General features: G+C 70.6%; 15 protein-coding genes. 8 read left to right on the forward strand and 7 right to left on the reverse strand.

All coding sequences use genetic code 11. The annotated features are described in order from the left end of the window. Nucleotides 1–6: 6 nt before the first annotated feature. From OHV05_RS30740 to OHV05_RS30770, 7 genes are all read left to right on the forward strand, one after another. Complete coding sequence (locus tag OHV05_RS30740; RefSeq protein WP_405020572.1) at nt 7–1,656, forward strand: ABC transporter substrate-binding protein; 1,650 nt, start codon at nt 7–9, stop codon at nt 1,654–1,656. Continuing rightward, the gene (locus OHV05_RS30745) at nt 1,653–2,612 is read left to right on the forward strand and encodes an ABC transporter permease (protein WP_405020573.1); all 960 of its coding nucleotides are present in this window, start codon (nt 1,653–1,655) and stop codon (nt 2,610–2,612) included. The genes OHV05_RS30740 and OHV05_RS30745 overlap by 4 nt, the downstream gene beginning before the upstream one ends. After that, entirely contained in the window at nt 2,609–3,463 is an 855-nt protein-coding gene (locus OHV05_RS30750) for an ABC transporter permease (RefSeq protein WP_405020574.1), read from the forward strand. Before OHV05_RS30745 ends, OHV05_RS30750 begins: the two co-directional genes overlap by 4 nt. Continuing rightward, nucleotides 3,460–4,431 (forward strand): ABC transporter ATP-binding protein, encoded by a 972-nt coding sequence (locus OHV05_RS30755; RefSeq protein ID WP_405020575.1) that lies wholly within the window; start codon nt 3,460–3,462, stop codon nt 4,429–4,431. The genes OHV05_RS30750 and OHV05_RS30755 overlap by 4 nt, the downstream gene beginning before the upstream one ends. A gap of 52 nt (nt 4,432–4,483) precedes the next feature. Next, the gene (locus OHV05_RS30760; RefSeq protein ID WP_405020576.1) at nt 4,484–5,281 is read left to right on the forward strand and encodes an ABC transporter ATP-binding protein; all 798 of its coding nucleotides are present in this window, start codon (nt 4,484–4,486) and stop codon (nt 5,279–5,281) included. 118 nt (nt 5,282–5,399) lie between these two features. Beyond that, complete coding sequence (locus tag OHV05_RS30765) at nt 5,400–6,596, forward strand: agmatine deiminase family protein (RefSeq protein ID WP_405020577.1); 1,197 nt, start codon at nt 5,400–5,402, stop codon at nt 6,594–6,596. Next, entirely contained in the window at nt 6,593–7,480 is an 888-nt protein-coding gene (locus OHV05_RS30770) for a DUF4436 family protein (RefSeq protein WP_405020578.1), read from the forward strand. Before OHV05_RS30765 ends, OHV05_RS30770 begins: the two co-directional genes overlap by 4 nt. 7 nt (nt 7,481–7,487) lie before the next feature. Here OHV05_RS30770 and OHV05_RS30775 read toward each other — a convergent pair whose 3' ends face one another. Beyond that, a complete protein-coding gene (locus OHV05_RS30775) occupies nt 7,488–8,126 on the reverse strand; it encodes a TetR/AcrR family transcriptional regulator (RefSeq protein ID WP_405020579.1) in 639 nt (212 codons plus the stop codon). A gap of 167 nt (nt 8,127–8,293) precedes the next feature. Between OHV05_RS30775 and OHV05_RS30780 the strand changes: the two genes are divergently transcribed. Then, complete coding sequence (locus OHV05_RS30780) at nt 8,294–9,514, forward strand: agmatine/peptidylarginine deiminase (RefSeq protein WP_405020580.1); 1,221 nt, start codon at nt 8,294–8,296, stop codon at nt 9,512–9,514. A gap of 50 nt (nt 9,515–9,564) precedes the next feature. Here OHV05_RS30780 and OHV05_RS30785 read toward each other — a convergent pair whose 3' ends face one another. The 6 genes from OHV05_RS30785 to OHV05_RS30810 form a co-directional block, all read right to left on the reverse strand. After that, nucleotides 9,565–10,083 (reverse strand): hypothetical protein, encoded by a 519-nt coding sequence (locus tag OHV05_RS30785; protein WP_405020581.1) that lies wholly within the window; start codon nt 10,081–10,083, stop codon nt 9,565–9,567. Between the two features lie 96 nt (nt 10,084–10,179). Next, a complete protein-coding gene (locus OHV05_RS30790) occupies nt 10,180–11,013 on the reverse strand; it encodes a helix-turn-helix domain-containing protein (protein WP_405020582.1) in 834 nt (277 codons plus the stop codon). After that, the gene (locus OHV05_RS30795) at nt 11,010–11,525 is read right to left on the reverse strand and encodes a DUF6879 family protein (RefSeq protein WP_405020583.1); all 516 of its coding nucleotides are present in this window, start codon (nt 11,523–11,525) and stop codon (nt 11,010–11,012) included. Before OHV05_RS30795 ends, OHV05_RS30790 begins: the two co-directional genes overlap by 4 nt. 363 nt (nt 11,526–11,888) lie before the next feature. Continuing rightward, nucleotides 11,889–12,662, reverse strand: coding sequence for a DUF2278 family protein (locus OHV05_RS30800; protein ID WP_405020584.1), 774 nt, complete (start codon nt 12,660–12,662; stop codon nt 11,889–11,891). Nucleotides 12,663–12,766: 104 nt separating this feature from the next. Further along, complete coding sequence (locus OHV05_RS30805) at nt 12,767–13,546, reverse strand: ABC transporter permease (protein WP_405020585.1); 780 nt, start codon at nt 13,544–13,546, stop codon at nt 12,767–12,769. Further along, the gene (locus tag OHV05_RS30810; protein ID WP_405020586.1) at nt 13,543–14,517 is read right to left on the reverse strand and encodes an ATP-binding cassette domain-containing protein; all 975 of its coding nucleotides are present in this window, start codon (nt 14,515–14,517) and stop codon (nt 13,543–13,545) included. The genes OHV05_RS30805 and OHV05_RS30810 overlap by 4 nt, the downstream gene beginning before the upstream one ends. Nucleotides 14,518–14,566: the final 49 nt, after the last annotated feature.

A 14,566-nucleotide genomic window follows, 5' to 3' on the forward strand; every position in this document is an offset into this window, starting at 1 on the left:
CCCCACATGACAGAACCTCAGAGAACCCCGCGCGGCCGGAAGGTCCTGCCGGTCGCGGCGCTGGCCGCGGCCGCCCTGCTCACCCTGACCACCGCCTGCTCGGGCCCGCCGAAGAGCGGTGGCGCCGACGGCGAGGCGTACCGGCTCTCCGCCGACACCCCCGCCGGGCAGGCCGGTCTGGACTCCTTCACCTGGGCGGTCTACGCCGAGCCGCCCACGCTGGACTACATCTCCGCCTTCGACTACCCGCAGAACACCGTGCTCTCCAACGTCTGCGAGAGCCTGATGCGGTGGACCCCGCAGCTGACCCTGGCGCCGGGGCTGGCGGAGAAGGCGACCAACCCGGACCCCACCACCTGGGTCTACGACCTGCGCCCGGACGTGCACTTCCACGACGGCGGCGTGCTGACCGCCGACGACGTGGTGTACAGCCTCGGCCGGCAGATGAACCCGGAGAACGCGGCCGCCTGGGCCCAGCAGTTCCAGAACGTCAGCAGCATCACCAAGACCGGCCCGCTCCAGGTCACCGTCAGACTCACCCGGCCCGACTCGCAGTTCAACCAGTACATGGCCACCGCCGCCGGGGTGGTCGCCTCGCAGGCCGGGATCGAGGCGGCGGGCCAGGACTACGGCACCAGCGGCAGCCTGGCCTGCACCGGACCGTATCGGCTCGGCAGCTGGACCAAGGGGCAGTCCGTCGAGCTCCAGCGCTTCGACGACTACTGGGGCGCCAAGGCCAAGTCAGGCAAGGTCGTCTTCCGCTTCCTCACCGACCCCTCGGCCCGGGTCAACGCGATGATCAGCGGCGAGGCGGACGGCGGCTACCTGATCCCGACCGAGAGCTACGAGCGGCTGCGGACCAGCGGCGTGGGCACGCTTTACTTCGGCGAGGGCCTCAGCACGGTCAACGTCAACGTCACCAACATGTCCGGGGTGCTCGGCGACCTGCGGGTGCGCAAGGCGCTCTCGCTCGCCCTGGACCGCTCCGGCTTCGTCCGCACCGGGCTCGGCGGCGCCGGCCGGGTGACCGGTTCGCTGACCAGCGGGGCCGCCTGGGCCGCCGCGCCCGAGCAGGTCCGCAAGGACGCCTTCGCCGGGCTCACCCCCACCGCGCCCGACCTGGAGCAGGCCAAGGCGCTGATCAAGGAGGCCGGGGCCACCGGCAAGAGCATCACGGTCGCCACCAGCCCGATCGGCCAGGACGTCTCGGTGCTGGCGACCGCCGTGCAGGCCGCCGGGGCGAAGATCGGACTGGACGTCAGACTCCGGACCATCGCGCCGAACGCCTTCACCGCGCTCTTCACCGACCCGAAGGCGCGCGAGGGCATCGACCTCTTCCCCGAGACGTACTACGACTCGATCACCGATCCGCTCGACCTGCTGGCCAACTTCAAGACCGGCGCGTACCAGAACTTCGCCTCGTTCAGCGATCCGGCCTACGACGAGCTGGTGCAGCAGGCGGTCACCGCGACCGACCCGGCCGAACGGTTCGCCGTCACCGCCAAGCTCCAGAAGACCGCCGCCGAGCAGCTGCTCTGGATCCCGGTCGCCGAGTGGCCCACCGCGGTCTTCCTGAACAAGCGGATCACCGGCGCCCCGACCACCATCTCCTACCTCTACTACCCGTGGGCGGCCGACGTGGGGGCGGCCCGGTGAGTTTCCTGAGATTCGCCGCCCGGCGGCTGGCCGAGATGGCCGCCACCCTGGCCGGCGCCTCGTTCGTGATCTTCGGCGCGATGTACCTCGCCCCCGGCAGTCCGGCCGGCTTCCTGCTGGCCGGGCGGTCCGCCTCGCCGGAGGCGCTGGCCGCGGTCAACGCCCACTACCACCTGGACGAACCGTTCCTGGTGCAGTACGTGCGCTGGGCCGGCCAGATCCTGCACGGCGACTTCGGACGGTCCATCACCTACCGCACCGACGTCTCCCGACTGCTCGCCGACCGGCTGCCCGCCACCCTGCTGCTGGTGGTGATGGCCCTGGTGCTGGTGGTCGCCTGCGGACTGCTGCTCGGCTGGATCGGGGCGGTCCGGGGCGGTCGCACCGACGCCAGCGTGCTGGTCGGCACCACGATGGCGGTCGGCACCCCGTCGTTCGTCGCCGCCGTGCTGCTCCAGGGCCTGTTCGCGGTCGACCTCGGCTGGTTCCCGACCGGTGGCACCGGGGACGGCCTCGGGTCGATGGTCTGGCACCTGGTGCTGCCCGCCGTGGCCCTCGCGCTCTACCTGACCGGCATGCTGGCCCGGGTCACCCGGGCCGCCATGCTCGAGGTGCTCGGCCAGGAGCACGTCACCGTCGCCCGCAGCCGGGGCGTGACGGAGCACCAGGTGATCCGCCGGCACGTCTTCCGCAACGCGCTCGGCACCGTGCTCACCACCGGCGGCCTGATCGTCTCCACGCTGCTGGTCTGCACCGTCCTGGTGGAGACCGCGTTCAGCGTCGGCGGGATCGGCCAGCTGCTCGAACTGTCCACCACCACCAAGGACTTCCCCACCGTGCAGGCGATCTCCCTGATCATGGTCGGGCTGTTCATGGCGGTGAACCTGATCGTCGACCTGCTCCACCCGCTGGTCGACCCGCGCGTCACGCTCGGCGCGAGAAAGGCCGCCGGATGACCGCCACCCTGCTGCACCGGCCCGGCCTCGCCCGGATCCGGACCACCCGTGCCCCGCTTCGGCTGCTCTGCCTGGGCTTCGTCGCCCTGGTGGTGCTCACCGCGCTGTTCGCCCCCTGGCTCGCCCCGCAGGACCCGAACGCCGTCGACCTGGGCAACGCCCTGGCCGGACCGTCCGCCGACCACCTGCTCGGGGTGGACGCCTCCGGCCGGGACACCTTCTCCCGCCTGGTCACCGGCGCCCGCACCTCGCTGCTCGGACCGCTCGGCGTGGTCGCCTTCTCCACCCTGGCCGGAGTGGCGATCGGCGTCGCCGCCGCCTGGCGCGGCGGCTGGCTGGACTCGGTGCTCTCCCGGAGCACCGAACTGGTCTTCGCCTTCCCCGGCATGCTGCTGGCGATCCTGATCGTCTCGGTCCACGGCGAGGGCCTGCTCGCACCGGTGATCGCCCTCGCCATCGCCTACCTGCCGTACGTCAGCCGGCTCACCCGCTCGCTGGTGCTGGCCGAACGCGCCCGCCCCTACGTCGAGGCGTACCAGGTGCAGGGCCACTCCGGCCTGCAGATCTGCCTGCGGCACGTCGTCCCGGGCATCGCCCCCGTGGTGCTCGCCCAGTCCACCATCAACTTCGGCTACGCCCTGATCGACCTGGCCGGCCTCTCCTTCCTCGGGCTCGGCGTCCCCGCGCTGACCCCCGACTGGGGCCGGATGGTCTTCGACGGCCAGTCCGCCGTCCAGCACGGCTACCCGCTGTCCGCGATCCTGCCCTGCGCCGCGATCGTGCTGACCGTGGTCGCCTTCAACGTGGTCGGCGAACGCTGGGCCGACCAGGTCGCCAGGAGGGACCGATGACCACCCTCGACATCCAGGCCTACCGCCTGCACCTGCCGGACACCGCCCGCCCCGTGCTCGCCGGGGTCGACCTCACCGTCGACGCCCGCGAGACGGTCGCCCTGGTCGGCGAGTCCGGCTCCGGCAAGAGCCTCACCTCGCGCAGCGCCCTCGGCCTGCTGCCCACCGGCGCCGCCACCGAGGGCACCGTCCGGGTCAACGGCGCGGACGTCCTCGCCATGACGCCGGATCAGCTCCGCTCGCTGCGCACCGGCACCGCCGCGATGATCTTCCAGGACCCCCGGGCGGCCATCAACCCGCTGCGCCGCCTCGGGGACTTCCTCACCGAGAGCGTCCGGCTGTCCGGCCGGCTGACGGCGGCCGCCGCCACCGATCGCGCCGTCGAGATGCTGGACGCGGTCGGCCTCCCGTCCTCGGTGCTCGCCCGCCACCCCGGCCGGCTCTCCGGCGGCATGCTGCAACGGGTGATGATCGCGGCCGCCCTGATGGGAGACCCCGCGCTGATCCTCGCCGACGAGCCCACCACCGCACTGGACGTCAGCTCGCAGGCCGAGGTGGTGGCCCTGCTGGACGACCTCCAGGAACGCTTCGGCACCGCCCTGCTGTTCGTCACCCACGACCTGGGCCTGGCCGCCGCGATCAGCGACCGGGTGTACGTGATGTACGCCGGGCGGATCGTCGAGACCGGTCCCGCCGAGGCCCTGTTCAGCCGGCCGCGCCACCCGTACACGGCCGCGCTGCTCGCCTCGACCCCGCGCCCGGACGCCCCGGGCGGCAGGCTCGCCACCATCGAGGGCCGGCCGCCGAGCCTGCGGGACGAGCTGACGGGCTGTCCGTTCGCGTCGCGCTGCCCGATCGCGACCTTCCTCTGCACCCAGCAGGAACCCCCGCTGCTGGCGGTCGAGACCGAGCCCGCCCGCCGGGCCGCCTGCCACCACAGCGACCGGACGGGGGCCGCCGATGCCTAGCCGGGCCTCGGACACCGCAGCCCGTTCGGCCGGATCGAAGGGAGTGCCGCCGATGCGGAAGACCGTTCTGGAGGCCGTCGGCCTGCACCGTGCCTACGGCGGGGTGCAGGCGGTGGACCAGGTCTCCTTCACCCTGGCCGAAGGCGGCTCGCTGGGCATCGTCGGCGAGTCCGGCTCCGGCAAGACCACCACCGCCCGGATCGTGGTCGGGCTGGAACGGGCGGACGCCGGCCGCGTCCTGGTGCACGGTCAGGACCGCACCGGGCACCGGCGCGGCCGGGCCCACCGGCTGGCCAGGGCCCGTCAGGTGCAGATGGTCTTCCAGGACCCGTACCTGTCGCTGGACCCGCGCACCAGTGTCGGCGCCGTGCTGCGCGAGAGCCTCCGGCTGCACTTCCCCGACACCGACCATCCGCGCCGGATCACCGAACTGCTCGACCAGGTCGGCCTCGGCCCGCGCGAGGCCGACGCCCTGCCCCGGCAACTCTCCGGCGGCCAGCGCCAGCGGGTCGCGATCGCCCGGGCGCTGGCGGTCGAGCCGGCCGTCCTGGTGCTGGACGAGGCGGTGGCCGCGCTGGACGTCTCGGTGCAGGCGCAGATCCTCAACCTGCTCGCGGACATCCGGGAGCAGACCGGGATCGGGTACCTCTTCATCACCCACGACCTCGGGGTGGTCCGCTGCGTGACCGAGGACGTGATCGTGATGCGACAGGGCCGGATCGTCGAGTCCGGCCGGACCGCCGAGGTGCTCGCCGATCCGCAACACCCGTACACCCGGCTGCTGTTGGACTCGGTGCCGCGACCGGGCTGGGACCCGAAGGCGATCGCCGCCGCCCGGCGGAGCGGGTGAGCCGGAGGCCGCGCGCCGCCGATTCGCCCGATCGGCGGCGCGCGGCCTCACGGGTGCGTCCGCCGGGCGGCCCTACTGTCGGACTCCGGATCCGTGCCCGCACACGAGGTGAGTCGTCATGCCAGAACCCGCCCTGTCCCGCCGGGCTCTGCTGCGATCGGGGTCGGTGCTGGCCGCGCTCGCGGCGCTGGAGGGCTGCGCGTCCTCGTCCTCGCCTTCTGCCGGACCCACCTCGCCCGAGCCGTCCGCAGCGGGCAGCAGCGCGGCCGGGAGCCCGTCGGCCGCGCCCACGTTCGCCATGCCGGCCGAGTCGCGGCCGCACACCAGGACCTTCATGGCCTGGCCGGCGTCGGAACAGGTGTGGGGCGACCAACTTCCCGCCGTACGAGGGGACATCGCGCAGGTGGCGCAGGCCGTCGCCCGGTTCGAGCCGGTGGTGCTGATGGCCCGTCCGGAGCAGAGCGCGCAGGCCCGGCACCTGTGCGGGTCGAGCGTGGAGGTGATCGACCTCGCGGTGGACGACCTGTGGGCCAGGGACACCGGGCCGACCTTCGTCACCGCCCCCGGTGCCCTGGCGGGGGTGGACCTCAACTTCAACGGTTGGGGGAACAAGCAGCCCCACGCCGACGACAGCCAGGTGGCCCGGGCGCTGCTGGAGCGGTACTCGATCCGTCGCGTCCAGGCGCCGATCACCGGCGAGGGCGGCGGGATCGAGGTCGACGGCGAGGGCACCCTGATGGCCACCGAGAGCTCCTGGGTGAATGCGAACCGGAACCCCGGCAGGTCGCGTGACCAGATCGAGGCCACGATGAAGGAGCTGTTCGGGGTCCGCAAGGTGATCTGGTTCGCGGGCGTCGCCGGGCAGGACATCACCGACTGCCACATCGACGCGCTGGCCCGGTTCGCCGAGCCGGGCGTGGTGGTGATCCACCGGCCGGGCCCGGACGCGCCGCCGGACATCTGGTCCCGGGCCTCCGACCAGGCCCTTGAGGTACTGCGGGACGCCACCGACGCGCAGGGCCGCAAGCTCCGGGTGGTCGAGCTGGTCGAGCCGGACCTCAGTCAACTCCCGGACCCTGGCAAGGACTTCCTGGCCACCTACCTCAACTACTACGTGGTCAACGGCGGGGTGATCATGCCGAGGTTCGGTGACCAGGCGTCGGACGACCGGGCGGCCAAGCTGCTGGGGGAGCTGCACCCCGGCCGCCAGGTGGTGCCGGTGGGCATCAACGCCATCGCCGCCGGCGGGGGCGGCATCCACTGCTCCACCCAGCAGCAGCCCGCGGTCCCCGCCGTCGCGCCGCCGGTCCGGTGAGCACGGCGAAGGCGTCCGGCGCGGAGCCCCGGGCCAGGGCGCGCGGGCGGCGGCGGATGCTGGTGGTCCTGCTGCTGCTGGGCGCACTGGTCGCGGGCGGCATCGCGCTCTACGTGAACGAAAGGGACAGTCGGCAGCACCCCCGGCAGCTCGGCGCCGAACTCACCGGCGAAGGCGTGGAGTTGGAGGTCACCGCGCAGGAAGTCGACCCGGCCGCCCAGGAGGTCACCCTGTTCACCGTGCTGGTGCCGCACGGCAGTCTGGCCGCCGCACCCGGCTCGCTGGCCTTCAGCCGGGCGGTGGAGGTGACGGTCAGTTCGCTGAACGACACCACCCTGAAGACCACGGCGGGGCAGGTGGCCACGCCGCAGCCGATCACGGTCGGCCTCTACGGCGGCACGCCGACGGACTACCCGTTCGACCGGTACCGGGTCGCGGCCGACTGGTCGGCGACCGACCGGGGCGCGCCGCTGCCGGTGGCGATCACCTTCACCGACGCCGACCCGTTCTTCACCGCCAAGGCCACCGACGCGGCCGAGGGGGAGGACGAGGCCCGGCTGGAGCTGGTGTTCGCCCGGTCGCGCAGCACGTTCATCCTGGCCTGGTTCATGATCGCGGCGATGTGGGCGCTGGCGCTGGCGGTGCTCGGCGGGGCGGAGGTGCTGATCCGGAAGCGCCGGCCGCTGGTCTGGCCGGCCCTGGGATGGATGGCCGCGACCCTGTTCGCCCTGGTCGGGCTGCGCAACGCCGCGCCCGGCTCGCCGCCGATCGGTTCGGTGATCGACTACGTCGCGTTCTTCTGGGCGGAGGGGATCATCGCGGCCGGCCTGGCGTGCACGGTCGCGTTCGGACTCCGGGTCGAGCACCGGACGGTGGACGACTGACCAGCCGTCACGGGGTGGGGACGCCGGCGGCCAGCCCGAGGATCAGGGCACGGACGACCGGGGCCGGATCGAGCCCCGGGTCCAGCGACTGGATCGCGGCCAGGCCGTCCGTACCGGCGGCCGCCGCCTCGCCGAGCGGCCGCGGGTCGAACCCGCCGCCGCGTTCGTCCGCCAGCACCCGGAACAGCGTCACGAAGCACTCCCGCCAGGCCAGGTACTCCGCCGCCAGGCCGTCCCGGACCCGCTCGTCGTTGAGGGCGAACCAGTGCAGGGCGGAGTGCAGCCGGGACAGGTCACCGGCCTCCGGCTGGGCCAGCAACCCGACCACCCGTTCGGCCCGTTCGGCGAAGCTCCCGGGCTGTCCGACGGCCTCCTCCAGCGGCGTGACCCACTCCGGCCGGATGGACTCCAGTACCGCCACGATCAGGTCGGTACGGGTCTGGAAGTGGTAGTGGCACATCCCGTGCGTCACCCCGCCCAGGGCGGCCACGTTGCGGGTGGTGAACGGCACCTGGCCGTCCCCCGCGAGCAGGGCGCGGGCGGCGGTGAGCAGCCGGGCACGGGTCTGCTCGCCCTTGGCCGAGGAGCGCGGCTTCCGGGCGCTCGGCAGCTCGGTGGGGTGGGTGTCTTCGTCACGCGTGGCCATCCGGGCACTCTAGCGAGCCAGGTGGGGAGGGCGAGGCATCGGAGGGGGGCTCAGGCCGAGAGGTCGCGGGCGAACTGCCGTCCCGGAGTATTGACCGAGCGCTTGGTCAGTTTTACGGTCAGGGCCAGGCCGTGGAGCGACCACGGTCCCCCAGCAGGAGGCACGAGATGAACGAGCACAGCGAACCGCAGGTCCCGTCCGGAAGAGCCCAAGCCTCGCTCGGCCGCCGGAAGTTCCTCGCCGTGGCCGGTCTCACGGCCGCCGGTGCGGCCATCGCCGGGGCGGTCCCCGCCGCCGCGAAGGTGGTCGCCCCGCCGGCCGCGGCCGACGCGGTGAGCGCCGCCGGCACCTTCACGGTGCCGGTCGACACCGTGCAGCACACCCGTACCTGGATGGCCTGGCCGGACGACCCCACCATCTGGACCGGCCGGGGCGGCGGCCGCCGGGGCGGCCCGTCGCTCAGTCAGATCCAGGCCAACATCGCGCTGGTGGCCAACACCATCGCCAAGTACGAGCCCGTGTACCTGTGCGCCAACCCGGCCGCCGCCGCGGCCGCCCGCCGGGCCTGCCCGGGCGCCAACGTCACGGTGCTCACCACCATCCCGGTCAACGACTGCTGGATGCGCGACAGCGGCCCGGTCTTCCGCACCGACGGCCAGGGCGGCCTGGACGCGATCGGCCTCAACTTCAACGGCTGGGGCGGCAACCAGACCTACACCAACGACGGCAAGGTGGCCTCCCGGGTTGCCGCCCTGCTCGGCATACCGTTCACGGCGGCCGGCCTGGTGGGCGAGGGCGGCGCCGTCGAGACCGACGGCGCGGGCACCCTGATGGCCACCAGGAGCAGCATCCTGGTCTCCAACCGCAACCCCGGGAAGAGCCAGGCCCAGGTCGAGACCGCGCTCAAGTCCGCGTACGGCGCGAGCAAGGTGATCTGGTTCACCGGGGTCGCGGGCCAGGACATCACCGGCGACCACGTCGACGCGACCTCGCGTTTCCTGGCCCCCGGCAAGGCCCTCGTCCAGCAGCCCAACGCCACTGACGACCCGTCGGACCCGTGGACCAAGGACGAGATCAACCAGTACAACGTGCTGGCCGCCGCCACCGACGCCCGCGGCGTCCGGATCCAGGCCACCAAACTGGGTGGCCCCGACTACTACACGATCCGGCAGAGCAACCCGGAGTTCGTCGGCTCCTACGCCAACTACTACGTCTGCAACGGCGCCGTGATCGCCTCCCAGTTCGGTGACTCGCGGGCCGACGCGGCGGCCAAGGCGAAGCTCCAGTCGCTCTTCCCGGGTCGGGTGGTGGTCCAGCTGAACGTCGACTACATCGGCCTCGGTGGCGGCGGCATCCACTGCGTCACCCAGCAGCAGCCGGTCGCCTGACGGCCCGGACCGTCGGAGCGCGGGGCATCGCCGTTCCGTGCGAATGGTCATCAATCGCGTTCAGCAGTCCAGGAGTTGAAACCGCCTGGCTGGTCGTCGGGCGGGATCAGGTCGGAGGGTTTCAACGTCCGCTCGATTCCCCCGCGCAGCAGCCGGACGTTCACAAGACCAGCTCGGTGGTCCATGACCTTCACGGCCTCACCGGTGCTCCGGAGGCACGCCGCCTGCCCCTCCCTCGGAGTCCAGGCGACAGCGTCTGCGGTGGGCCCGTCAACGGCCCCGCCGGCCCTCACTCGAACGCTGTGCGAGCGCCCGGCCATGGCGAACGTCAGCTCCAACCATCCGTCACGAGCCAGGAACTCCGACACCCGCTCCACGGCGTCGGGCCGGTTCAGGAAGTACTGGTAGGCGTTGAACTGCGTCCATCCCAGCGGAAGCACTCGCAAGGCTTCCCACAGGGCGGCCAAGGCAGTCTCGAGACTCTTGAAGGTGGCCGGCGCGGCCACGTCCTCGATCGAGACGATGAACGGGCCGGTTGCCGTCCGGCCTTCCGTGCCTGGAATTGTCATTAATGCTCCCATGGCCGTCGATCCCGATCGGTCGAGATTCAAGGCTAAGGAATCGTTCCGGTGGCCATCAATCATATTCGTGTAATCGAATAAAGATCATCGTCGATACATCATCGACCACTCCCCGAGCCGACCCCGTGCCTCGGCGTCGAACAGGGCACACTCCTCGAACGTTGAGAAAATCTCACGATACTGCAAGATGTCTCGGGGGTCCTGAAATACGATTCGACCGGTGAGCATCTCGGCGGTGACAAGGCGGTCGTCGTACACCGTGAACGTGTTCATGGGCCCGCGCGTCAACAGTGTGCCGTAAGGGATCACGCCGATTCGAACCGTTGGCAGATAAGTGAGCGATGCCAAGCGGTCGATCTGCACGGCCATGGCCTGCGGCGGAACCATTGCCCACTTGACCGACTGCTCCGTGAGCAGAAACGTAAAGGACTTCGATTCGTCATAGAGCGCCGCTTGGCGCTCGAGCTTTCGGGCGATGACGGCCGTCCGGTCTCCGGGTGAGTTGCTCAGGCTGGCGCGCACGTACTCAGGCGTTGCCAGTAGGCCCGTGATCATCGCGGGCAGGAAGTACTTCAGTTCTGTCGCGCTCGCCTCCAAGGAAGAGAGCTCGGCTTGCCGCTTCTCGATGCCGCGCCGCCAAGAGGTGGGCTTGTCCTGCCACTCGGTATTGGCGCTTCGAGCCAGTGAGGAGACCTCCTGGATGATGGCCGACGGGGCTCCGAGGGCCCGGAGAATGCGCTCCACGTCGACAAGGCTCGGAGTTGCCTTGCCGGTCTCCAGTTTGCTGATCTTGCTCTGAGAAATGCCACAACGCGCCGAAAGCCGGTCTCCGGTGAGGCCGGCTTCCAGGCGGAGCCTTCTGAGCGCTTCAGCAAGGTCCGACTTCGATCGGCCGAGCTGGTCGGGGTCGAGCGTCACCCATGGTCTCTCAGATAATCGGCGAAGGACACGGAGTGGGCCAGGGAGAGCTCCATCCACTCTCTGTGCCGCCGCACATCTCCTGTGATCAATTCGCGGTTGATCTGCGTCCCGTCGGGCCGGAAGTTCAAGTGGACCGCTGATGATCCGTCGAACAGCCACCAGTCTCGATCGGGGATCCCGAGGTCATTTTCCGTAACGTCAAGAATCCGAATGTTCTCGCCGGACTCGATGTTGCCAGGAATTCCCCAGGTGAATTGATAGCGCTGATAGTCCGTGAGCGGCCGACGCACTACGCGGACACGTCCGATGGTCCGACCGGACGACACGAATCCGCGCACCCGCGCGTGCCATGCCGAGTTGTGGTCGGCTGGTTTCGGTTCCCCACGCAGGAATCGTGCCAAGCTCTCAGCCTCTCGGGGCATGGTGTAGGTCGGCTGAGCTTCGAGCCGGAAAGCGTCACGCTGATAGCCGTCGAAATGGCGGCGCCACTGGTCACCATCCAGGAGCACGGACGGCCTCCTCCAGGACCTGCCGAGGAATCTCAACCGCAGACTCCCCTGCGGGGACCGTGAGAGCCGCGAAGTGGTCCCCCTGGACCACGAAGGTGTCGCGGTCGGTGGCATACACGTTCGGGCAGTCGTCATCGTCGCAGTCGTCCGTTGAACTTGCCTGTCAGGCGAGTCAGGTTCGGGTGCTCAGCCATGGGTGACCCCTCCTCAGCACGGGGACCTCCCGGCCTGCCGACGACGCTAGGGGCGTCTCCGCCGCTTGTCCACGCCGCATCGAGGATATTCCTGAGTCGGAATAAGCCGGCCCCGGGTGCTACCAGCGCGCTCGCTGCGGGGCTGTCGGCGGGACCCGGCGGATTCTGTTCAGCGGGGGTGTCCGGCGGCGTCGGTGTCGAGGGTCTGGGTGTTGAACTTGATCTGCCAGGCGACCACTTGGCCGTCGGGGCGTTCGCAGAGCACCGCGCCGTCCTGCCAGGTGCCGTTGCTGGGGTACCACTGGCTGTTCGGTGGGTCGCCCTGGTTGAGGTGGACGTCGTGGACGCCGAGGCCGGTGGTGAAGCTCTGCCCGAAGACGTAGATCCGGGAGGCGGCTTCGAGGTGCGGGAGCAGGACGTCCAGGGCGTTGTCACCGTCGCTGGCGATCCACGGGAAGAACCGCAGGTACGGCCGGGCCCAGTCGAGTCCTTGGTGGCTGCCGATGAGGCGGCGCAGCCGCTGCACCGACCCGGCCGCGCTGTCGGCCAGGTCGGGGCCGAACATCGGACTGCCGGGCGGGTGCGGGGCGATCACCCGGTGGGCCCGGCCGGTCACGGTGGCGAGCCACTCGAACCAGAGGCGGTTGCGCAGCAACGGGCTGCGGACGTAGTCGAGGGCGCCGGAGGTGGGCGAGGACAGCAGCGGATGGAAACCGTCCGGGTGGACCCGGAGAGCCGCGATGTCGGTACTGCGCAGGTCGTCCACCAGCCGGTAGGCGACCCCCACACTGCCGGGTGCGTCCACGTCGAGGGCGGCCTGGTAGACGCCGACGGGAGTCTGCAGGAACAGGTGGCCGTGGTACCACTGGCCGAAGTCGTGTATCGGGTCGCGGGTGAAGTCGTGCAAGGTTCCGATCGCGACCCCGTAGTTGGGGAGAGCCATACCTCCACTGTCCGCTCCGTCGGGCCCGCCCGCAGCCGAACGGGCGGCGTACTCCGATGTGGTGTCGGGGTGCGTCGTCTGTTGGGTTGTGGTGGGGCCGGGGGTCATTTGGGGTCGCGGTTGTAGATGGTGGTGGACCAGCGGTAGCCGAGGGTGGTGAGGGCGAGGGACCAGGTGATGGTGAGCCAGCCGTTGTTGCCGATGTGGGTGCCGAGGAGGAGGCCGCGGAGGGTTTCGGTGGCGGGGGTGAAGGGCTGGTACTGGGCGATGGGTTGGAACCAGCCGGGCATGGAGTGGATGGGGACGAAGGCGGAGGAGATGAGTGGGAGGAAGATGAGGGGGATGGCGTTGTTGCTGGCGGCTTCGGCGTTGGGGCTGACCAGGCCCATGCCGACGGCGATCCAGGTGAGGGCGAGGGCGAAGAGGGTGAGCAGTCCGAGGGCGGCGAGCCATTCGAGGGGGGTGGCGTTGGTGGAGCGGAAGCCGATGGCGGCGCCGACGGCTGCGACGAGGATGACGCTGGCGACGGATTGCAGGACGCTGCCGGTGACGTGTCCGATGAGGACGGAGCCGCGGTGGATGTTCATGGTGCGGAAGCGGGCGATGATGCCTTCGGTCATGTCGTTGGAGACGGAGACGGCGGTGCCGATGGTGGTGCTGCCGATGGTCATCAGGAGCAGGCCGGGGAGGAGGTAGGCGATGTAGTCGGTGCGGTTGGCGCCGCCGATGCCGGTGCTCATGACGTCGCCGAAGACGTAGACGAAGAGCAGGAGCAGCATGACGGGGGTGAGGAGGAGGTTGAGGGTGAGGGAGGGGTAGCGGCGGGCGTGCAGGAGGTTGCGGCGGAGCATGGTGGTGCAGTCGCGCAGGGTGTGGGTGCTCATCGGGTGTTCTCCTTGGCGTGGTCGGTGGTGAGGGCGAAGAAGACGTCGTCGAGGTCGGGGGTGTGGACGGTGAGTTCGTCGGCTTGGATGCCGGCGGCATCGAGGCGGTCGAGGATGGTGCGTAGGTGGTGTTGGGTGCCGTCGCTGGGGAGTTGGAGGGTGAGTGCCTGGTGGTCGGGGGTGGCGTCGGGTAGTGCGGTGGTGGCGTGGTGGTGGGTGGTGGGGTGGGTGAAGCGCAGGCGGATGTGGCCGCCGGGGATGAGGCGTTTGAGTTCGTCGGGGGTGCCTTCGGCGGTGATGGTGGCGTTGTGGAGGAGGGCGATGCGGTCGGCGAGTTGGTCGGCTTCTTCGAGGTATTGGGTGGTGAGCAGGACGGTGGCGCCGTTGGTGACGAGTTGGCGGATGATCTGCCACATGGTGTGGCGGGAGCGGGGGTCCAGGCCGGTGGTGGGTTCGTCGAGGAAGATGATGCTGGGGTTGCCGACGAGGGTCATGGCGATGTCGAGGCGTCGTTTCATGCCGCCGGAGTAGGTGGAGGCGGGTTTGTTCGCGGCGTCGGTGAGGTCGAAGCGCTCCAGTAGTTCGGTGGCGGTGCGGCGTCCTTCGGGGCGGGGGAGGTGGTGGAGGTCGGCCATCAGGAGCATGTTCTCGGTGCCGGTGATGAGGCCGTCGACGGCGGAGAACTGTCCGGTGACGCCGATGGCGGCGCGGATGGCGTGGGGTGCGGTGGCGAGGTCGTGGCCGGCGATCTGGGCCTGTCCGGCGTCGGGGGTGATGAGGGTGGAGAGGATCTTCACGGCGGTGGTCTTGCCCGCCCCGTTCGGCCCCAGCAACGCGAACACGGAACCGGCCGGGATGCGCAGGTCGATGCCGTCGAGCACGGTCTTGTCACCGTAGGACTTGCGCAGGCCGACGGCGGAGATGGCGGCCGGGGCGTCGCTTCGTGGCGTGGGCATGACAGATGAAGGCATGGAGCCCTCCCAATCGAAGACTGAAGTGGCAGGAGAAGTCGGTGAGTTG

The organism is Kitasatospora sp. NBC_00070 (genome assembly GCF_045041205.1).
GTDB lineage: Bacteria > Actinomycetota > Actinomycetes > Streptomycetales > Streptomycetaceae > Kitasatospora.